Below are 7,259 nucleotides of genomic sequence, written 5' to 3' on the forward strand. Positions count from 1 at the left end.
CCCTAAAATAGCGCAATCCTAATCATTACTGATTAATTTAAGATGTTTCCTTGGCGAACCCTTCCACTCTCTCCCTGATGGGCTTTTTCCGGATTCATCAATAAAAAACGGAGAATACTTGACAAATTCGGGGGGGGGTAGGATTATGATGCTTATTACTATTAAGCAATGATTTATGGGGTATAAATAGCAGTTTTTCCCCATTCTTAAACTTGCAATCAATCAAAAATGACTAATCAACTGCTAAAAGCCCTTTGCCTTCCCCCGGTGACTTGTGCCGTTTTCAGTGCCATTCCCGCCCAGGCCGCTATTTTTACCGCTACCTAGGGTTTGCTGAATAAAGCTAAAAACCTTGTTGGGTAAGACTTTTAGACCTTTTGTCAATTAAAAATTACTGGATATGGGAGTGATCGGGGGGAAATTTAGGCACTTTTTCCCTGAAAATTAGGTAATTGGCCACCTCAAAACTGGTAAAACCCCACACCCCACACCCTACCCCCACCGAAAAACTTTTTGCCGCAAACCTTAGGTATCCATCAATTTACTTCCTTTGTCGAAAATGTTGCTAGATAATTTAACCAACACCAATTAATGAACCCTGCAATTTAACATCTTCGTTACCCTTGGATATATCGGCTAATTGACTGATATTTTCTAACTCAATTGCAGGAACAGTTCGTTTAATTAAACCAGTTAAAACTTTACCTGGTCCCACTTCGATCGCTTTTTCCACACCCACATCCAGCAATTTTAAGATAATTTCTCGCCATCTTACGGAGCTAGTCATCTGCTGAATGAGATAACTTTTTAATTCCTCCGCATCGGTGATCGGTTGGCTAGGATTAACATTAGAAATAACGGGAACTTTTGCAGAACGAAAATTAACTAATTCTAAAATCTGCTGAAACTGAATAGCAGCATTTTCCATCAAGGGAGAGTGAAAAGCACCGGATACTTTTAAGGGCATAACCCGCTTAACTTTCACTTGACCTAATACCAAATCCACCGCTTCAGGAGTCCCAGAAATCACCACTTGTTCGGCACTATTATCATTAGCAATAACTACATTTTCCGTCTGATTAATCACTGTCTCTAGACTGGTGCGATCGAATTTCATTAAGGCGGCCATTTTACCACCTTCGGCCGCATCCATCAAACGGGAACGGTTTTGAACTAGATTTAATCCTGTTTCAAAATTAAACACCCTGGCCGCATACAAAGCCGAATATTCACCGAGACTATGACCGGCAACTAGATCGGGAAAATGACCTTTTTCTTGCAACAAATCCGCTAAAATACTCTCCACCACAAATAAACAAGGTTGGGTATAAAGAGTACGAGATAGGGTTTCTTCATCCCCTTGACATTTTTTCAAGACCGACCAACCGAGGATTCTTTCTGCTATTTCTAATCTCTCTTGGCCAAGCGCACTTTCCGCTAAATCTCCAATCATTCCTAACGCTTGCGATCCTTGTCCCGGGAATATCCACGCTGTTTTCATAAGTTCTTAAAATAGATAGATAGATGTGTTTGGGTCAGTTATCAGTTATCAGTTATCAGTTATCAGTTATCAGTTATCAGTTATCAGTTATCAGTTATCAGATGTGAGTTTTTAGTTATCAGATGTGAGTTTTTAGTTATCAGATGTGAGTTTTTAGTTTACTGGTTACTGTTTACTGTTTACTGTTTACTGTTTACTGTTTACTGTTTACTGATCACTGTTTACTGATCACTGTTTACTGAATTAATCTCCCCAACGGAAGATAATCCCACCCCAAGTTAAACCGGCACCAAAGCCAGAAGAAGCAATAATATCACCTTTTTTGACCTTACCACTCCTGACAGCTTCATCGAGGGCTAGAGGAATCGAGGCTGCGGAAGTGTTGCCATACTCGCTGAGATTGCTGATCACTTTTTCCGGAGGCAGTTTCAGGCGCTCGCTCACCGCGTCCATAATTCTTTGATTAGCTTGGTGCAAAACTAACCAATCGATATCACTGGTGGTTAAATTAGCTCGATAGAGAGCTTTTTCGATGACCTCTGGCACTTTCGCCACGGCAAAACGATAGACTTCCCGTCCGTTCATCGTTAGGGGCTTATAGGTCCCTTTTTGAACGCTTACGCCCTCCTTAAGGGGCAATTCTTCCCCCTCATAGGCGAGATTGAGAGAACCATTCTGGCTGCCGTCGCTATGGAGTTCAAAACCGAGAATGTTATCTTTTGTATCATTTGCTTGACAAACCACCGCCCCTGCCCCATCTCCAAAGAGGACACAGGTAGCGCGATCGTTCCAATCCAGCCAACGGGAGAGAACATCGGCCCCGATAACCAAGACATTGCGGTAAGTACCAGTACGGATAAACTGGGTGGCGGTGACTAATCCCACCAGAAAACCCGAACAGGCGGCGGTGAGATCAAAAGCGATCGCCCGATTGGCCTTGATCTGACTTTGAACTTGGGCGGCACTACCGAACAGATCATCGGGGGTAGAAGTAGCCAAGAGAATCAGATCGATGTCCCTAGGCGACACCTGAGCCATTTCTAGAGCCTTAATCGCCGCTTGGGCTGCTAATTGACTCAAAGACACCGATTGATCCGCTAAATGGCGTTTACCGATGCCTGTACGACTTTTAATCCACTCATCGGAAGTCTCGACAATTTGGCTGAGTTCTTCATTACTGAGAAATTGCTCCGGTGTGGCCGATCCACATCCAGTTATAGCGACTCCTGCCCCGAATCCGTTCAAAATAGTCCCCCTTTTCAGTGATCAGTTATCAGTCATCAGTTATCAGTTATCAGTCATCAGTGGGTCAGTCATCAGTTACCAGATTTGAGTATTAAGTGAGCAGTATTAAATAGCAGTTTCCTACTGTCTTTTCACTGATTACTGTTTACTGATAACAGCAAAAGGCTGACGGCTTAATCTTCACCGTTCACCGACAACTTTTTTAATTGATGATGGTGGTCATTGTAGGCTTGAATGCGCTCAGAAGCGCGATTATCGACGGCATTTTTCGCCTGTCGGATGGCATTAAAAATCGAAGGCGCTTGGGAACTGCCGTGACTGATCACACAGACCCCATCGACTCCAAATAACAGCGCACCACCGTGTTCCGCATGATCCATGCGTTGTTTGATCTGTTTCAGATTGGGTTTAATTAAAGCCGTCCCCACTTTACCCTGTATCCCCCTAGGTAATTCCTCTTTGAGAATTTGTAGGATAACTCCTCCCACCGCTTCGGCAAATTTTAACAGGACATTACCAACAAAACCATCGCAGACGATCACATCAAATTGTCCCGATAGCACATCCCGGCCTTCAGCATTGCCGATAAAGGGAATTTGCTGGTTATTTTCTAATAATTCGTAGGTTTTTAGGGCGAGATCGTTACCTTTGCTGGGTTCTTCGCCGATATTGAGTAAACCGACTTTCGGTTCTTCAACACCCATAACGTATTTACTGTAAATTGTCCCCATTAGGGCAAACTGCTCTAAATATTTGGGTTTACAGTCCACATTCGCCCCCACATCGAGGATAATCACCGATTTACCCGCTAACATCGTCGGCAGCACCGCACCGATCGCTGGGCGATCGATTCCTTTTAAACGACCTAAACGCAGTAACGCTGCCGCCATGGCTGCCCCGGAGTGACCGGCGGACACCACCGCATCGGCGCGATTTTGTTTGACTAAATCCATGGCCACATTAATCGAGGCCGCTGGTTTGCGACGGATAGCGGTGATCGGCTCTTCGTCCATGGCCACCACTTCCTCTGCGTGGACGATCGTGAGATTCTTGGGACGGGGATGATGCTGGAAATAAGCCTCAATCCGTTCAGAATCGCCGACTAATAATACTTCTACATCTAATTCTTCGGAAGCTCGCATCGATCCCGCGATAATCTCGTTGGGAGCGTGGTCACCTCCCATCGCATCTACCGCGATTCTTGCCCGATTTAATGCCGTTTCTGCCATTGAGTCAGTGGGATAGAAATCTTTAATAAGTTGAGCGGCAGCTCTTGACAAAAGCTGGCCGATCGAGGATTAGTGTTTTCTGATCGAGCAATTGTTAAAAATTACCAATCATTTCTATACAATAAGGCATCATTGCGATTAAGGAAAAGATGTTCTCAGTTTTTAATTTGGCAGTTTTCGGCTTTCTCTTGGGTTGGTTGGGGGGGCAATCCCAACCGATCGCCAATATTCCCCTAATTTCTTGGCAAAATCAACCTATTTTCCACCTTCCCACCGCTCCCGATCCCCGGGTGGCGGCGATCGTGGCCGATTATCTGCAAGACTTGACTAAAAAAGGTTTAAACTCTAGTCAACAACGGGTCTTAATTGAGACGGAATGGGCTGATTTAGCTGATCATCAGGGTAATCTGCCCGCTTCGGGGGCTTCTTTAACTAAAATCGCCACTACTCTCGCCGCCGTGGAAACCTGGCCTCTCGATCATCGTTTTGCTACTCGTTTTTACAGCACGGGAGAGGTAAAAAACGGGGTGTTAGAGGGAGATTTAATTATTGACGGGGAAGGGGATCCTCTATTTGTCTGGGAAGAAGCGATCGCAGTGGGCAATGGCCTCCATCAATTAGGCATCCGTCAGGTCAAAGGCGATCTGATCGTTACGGGTAAATTCGCCATGAATTTTCAAACCGATCCCCTCAAAGCGGGAGAATTGCTGAAAATTGGGCTTGATCAATCGAAATGGTCAAAAGAAACCCAAAAAGCTTTTCAAAGCCTTCCTAGCGGCACACAAGCCCCACAGGTGAAGATTTTGGGCATGGTTCGAGCCAGTCAAATTCGCCCCGAAAATGCCCGATTATTGTTGGGCCATCAGTCCTTGACTTTAACGGAACTGTTGCGTCAGATGAATATTTATAGTAATAACGTCATGTCAGAAATGTTAGCGGAGCTGCTCGGTGGCCCGGCGGCAGTGGACGCAATTAATACTAAAATTACTGGGGTAGGAGCGGAGGAAATTCAATTAATTAATGGTTCGGGATTGGGTGTAGAAAATCGCTTGTCTCCCCGAGCAGTTATTGAGATTCTTAAAGCATTGGATCGCAAGTTAGCCAATCAACCGATACAAGTCGCCGATTTATTTCCGGTGGGGGGACGCGATACCAAAGGAACTATGCAGTGGCGCGCCATTCCCAAAGGAGTGATGATTAAAACTGGAACTTTGGCCCAAGTTAGTGCTTTAGCCGGAGAAATTCCCACCCAAGAAAGGGGTAAAGTTTGGTTTGTGATTATGAATGCCGGTAGTGGCAATATCGAGGGATTCAGAAATCAGCAGGATCGAGTTTTACAAGCTTTAGATCAACACTGGCAAATTCTCCCGGAAGCCACTAAAGGATCGATTCCGCCAAGGGCCTTTTTAGGTGATCCCAGTCGGGTAAGTCAGGGTTTCTAGAATTGATTGGCTAAGAGGTTATGGTGATCAGCGAATCTTATCGAAGGGAGGGCCTACGCTATAGGCCCCTACTAATCACACCGGCTGGAATGTAGGGACGCAACGCTTGCGCCCATAATGTAACATCTTGAACATTTTTTACCCAATATCCAAGAGAGCCGAATTTTTAAGGATAAAAACACATTTGCGGCAAAGCAAGGGATTCTTCCCAACCCATCATGAGATTGAGACATTGTACCGCTTGTCCCGATTGTCCCTTAACTAAATTATCGATCGCTGACATCACTATCACTCGATCGGTTCTCGGATCCACTTCAATACCGAGATAACATAAATTAGTACCACAGGCCCATTTAGTTTGCGGATAGACTCCCCCCGGTAGGATTTTGACAAAGGGAGAAGCGCGATAAAAAGCATTGTAGATAGTGATCAAATCATCCCGCACCAGATTGGGATCCCGCAAAGTTGCATAGACTGTGGACAGGATACCCCGAACCATAGGCATTAAATGGGGAGTGAACTGGACGCGCACCTCATGACCGGCTAAATGACTGCAAATCTGCTCGATTTCAGGAGTATGACGGTGTTTTCCCGCTACATTATAGGCCCCGATCGAACTATCTGCTTCTGCCAATAACATATTAATCTTAGCTTGTCTTCCTCCCCCCGAAGTTCCCGATTTGGCATCAATAATCGTGGTTTCCGGGACAATTAAACCCTGTTTTAACAGGGGAGAAATCGCCATTAAACTAGCAGTAGGATAACATCCGGGGCAACCGATCAAAGAGGCATTTTTAATATCTTCCCGATAAAGTTCCGGTAAACCGTACACAGCCTTAGATGCGATCGCTTGATCCTGACGTTCCTTGCCATACCATTTACTATAGGTTTCTAGGCTAGTAAAACGATAATCTGCCGACAGATCCAACACTTTACACCCTTTAGCGATCAAAGGAGGGGCTAAATCACAGGCTAAACCATTGGGTAAACCCAAGAAAACCACTTGACAACGGGAGGCAATTGTCTCTAAATCGATCGCCTCCACATTAAGATTAATACTATGACCGAGATGGGGATATAAATCACTGTAGGGTTTTCCGGCGCTACTATCGCCCCCCAGATACACTAATTCGACAAGGGGATGTTCTTTGAGCAAACGTACCAACTGTACGCCACCATATCCCGAAGCGCCGACAATACCCACTGAAACCTTCTGTCCTTGCGTCATTTCCCTTATTCCTAAAAATTCTTATCGTTAATATAACGCTTTAGTATGGCTGAATTTTAGCCCAACCAGCAGGATTTAAATCAAAAAACTTCCTGTAAAAATCTAGTATCTGGGCCGGGTTGTCCATAAACCGTCAATTTCTCTTGATCAATAGGCGGTTATCTTAATGATGAGGTACGAAGTTTTCGTTTGAGGGAATCTTTCATCGAAAATTTTGGGTCTGAAACCCCGTCGTTTCACGACGGCTTTACTGTTAAATACTAGCGCATTTACACGATATATGCCAGAATGTGAAATATGGAAAAAGCCTATTCGTTTCGATTTTACCCCACACCAGAACAAGAGTCGCTATTGCGGCGCACTTTGGGCTGTGTAAGATTGGTTTACAACAAAGCTCTCCACGAACGAACACAAGTATGGTACGAAAGACAAGAAAGAGTAGGATATGCTCAAACTTCTTCAATGCTAACTGATTGGAAAAAACAAGAAGAATTAGACTTTCTCAATGAAGTAAGTTGTGTACCTTTACCACAAGGGTTAAGACATTTACAAACAGCTTTCACTAACTTCTTTGCTGGTCGTACTAAGTATCCTAACTTTAAGAAAAAACATCA

General features: G+C 44.6%; 6 protein-coding genes and 1 pseudogene. 3 read left to right on the forward strand and 4 right to left on the reverse strand.

The window, feature by feature from the left end; translation table 11 throughout:
- Window positions 1-228 precede the first annotated feature (228 nt).
- A pseudogene (locus IM479_RS22490) lies at window positions 229-324 on the forward strand (PEP-CTERM sorting domain-containing protein); the annotation flags it as partial.
- A gap of 250 nt (window positions 325-574) precedes the next feature.
- On the opposite strand, the gene fabD reads toward IM479_RS22490, so the two are convergent.
- The 3 genes from fabD to plsX all read right to left on the reverse strand — a co-directional run bounded on the left by fabD (window position 575) and on the right by plsX (window position 3,975).
- Window positions 575-1,501, reverse strand: a complete 927-nt coding sequence (fabD, locus tag IM479_RS02635) for an ACP S-malonyltransferase (RefSeq protein ID WP_287684912.1) — start codon at window positions 1,499-1,501, stop codon at window positions 575-577.
- Between the two features lie 243 nt (window positions 1,502-1,744).
- Complete coding sequence (locus IM479_RS02640; RefSeq protein ID WP_287077100.1) at window positions 1,745-2,746, reverse strand: beta-ketoacyl-ACP synthase 3; 1,002 nt, start codon at window positions 2,744-2,746, stop codon at window positions 1,745-1,747.
- A 173-nt stretch (window positions 2,747-2,919) separates the two neighbouring features.
- Window positions 2,920-3,975, reverse strand: coding sequence for a phosphate acyltransferase PlsX (gene plsX / locus IM479_RS02645; protein WP_287684913.1), 1,056 nt, complete (start codon window positions 3,973-3,975; stop codon window positions 2,920-2,922).
- A gap of 149 nt (window positions 3,976-4,124) precedes the next feature.
- Between plsX and IM479_RS02650 the strand changes: the two genes are divergently transcribed.
- Entirely contained in the window at window positions 4,125-5,417 is a 1,293-nt protein-coding gene (locus IM479_RS02650) for a D-alanyl-D-alanine carboxypeptidase (protein WP_287684911.1), read from the forward strand.
- A 166-nt stretch (window positions 5,418-5,583) separates the two neighbouring features.
- Here IM479_RS02650 and argC read toward each other — a convergent pair whose 3' ends face one another.
- Window positions 5,584-6,645 (reverse strand): N-acetyl-gamma-glutamyl-phosphate reductase, encoded by a 1,062-nt coding sequence (argC, locus tag IM479_RS02655; protein ID WP_286825586.1) that lies wholly within the window; start codon window positions 6,643-6,645, stop codon window positions 5,584-5,586.
- A 297-nt stretch (window positions 6,646-6,942) separates the two neighbouring features.
- On the opposite strand from argC, the gene IM479_RS02660 reads away from it, so the two are divergent.
- Window positions 6,943-7,259, forward strand: a 317-nt coding sequence (locus IM479_RS02660; protein ID WP_287699140.1) for an RNA-guided endonuclease InsQ/TnpB family protein, incomplete at its 3' end; no start/stop codon positions are given.

Source organism: Microcystis sp. M165S2 (assembly GCF_020245885.1).
Taxonomy (GTDB): Bacteria; Cyanobacteriota; Cyanobacteriia; order Cyanobacteriales; family Microcystaceae; genus Microcystis.

Bases quoted from the DNA above. Each gene is read 5' to 3' on its own strand.
- fabD (WP_287684912.1), bottom strand. From the start codon at position 1,501: ATGAAAACAGCGTGGATATTCCCGGGACAAGGATCGCAAGCGTTAGGA.
- plsX (WP_287684913.1), bottom strand. From the start codon at position 3,975: ATGGCAGAAACGGCATTAAATCGGGCAAGAATCGCGGTAGATGCGATG.
- IM479_RS02650 (WP_287684911.1), top strand. From the start codon at position 4,125: ATGTTCTCAGTTTTTAATTTGGCAGTTTTCGGCTTTCTCTTGGGTTGG.
- argC (WP_286825586.1), bottom strand. From the start codon at position 6,645: ATGACGCAAGGACAGAAGGTTTCAGTGGGTATTGTCGGCGCTTCGGGA.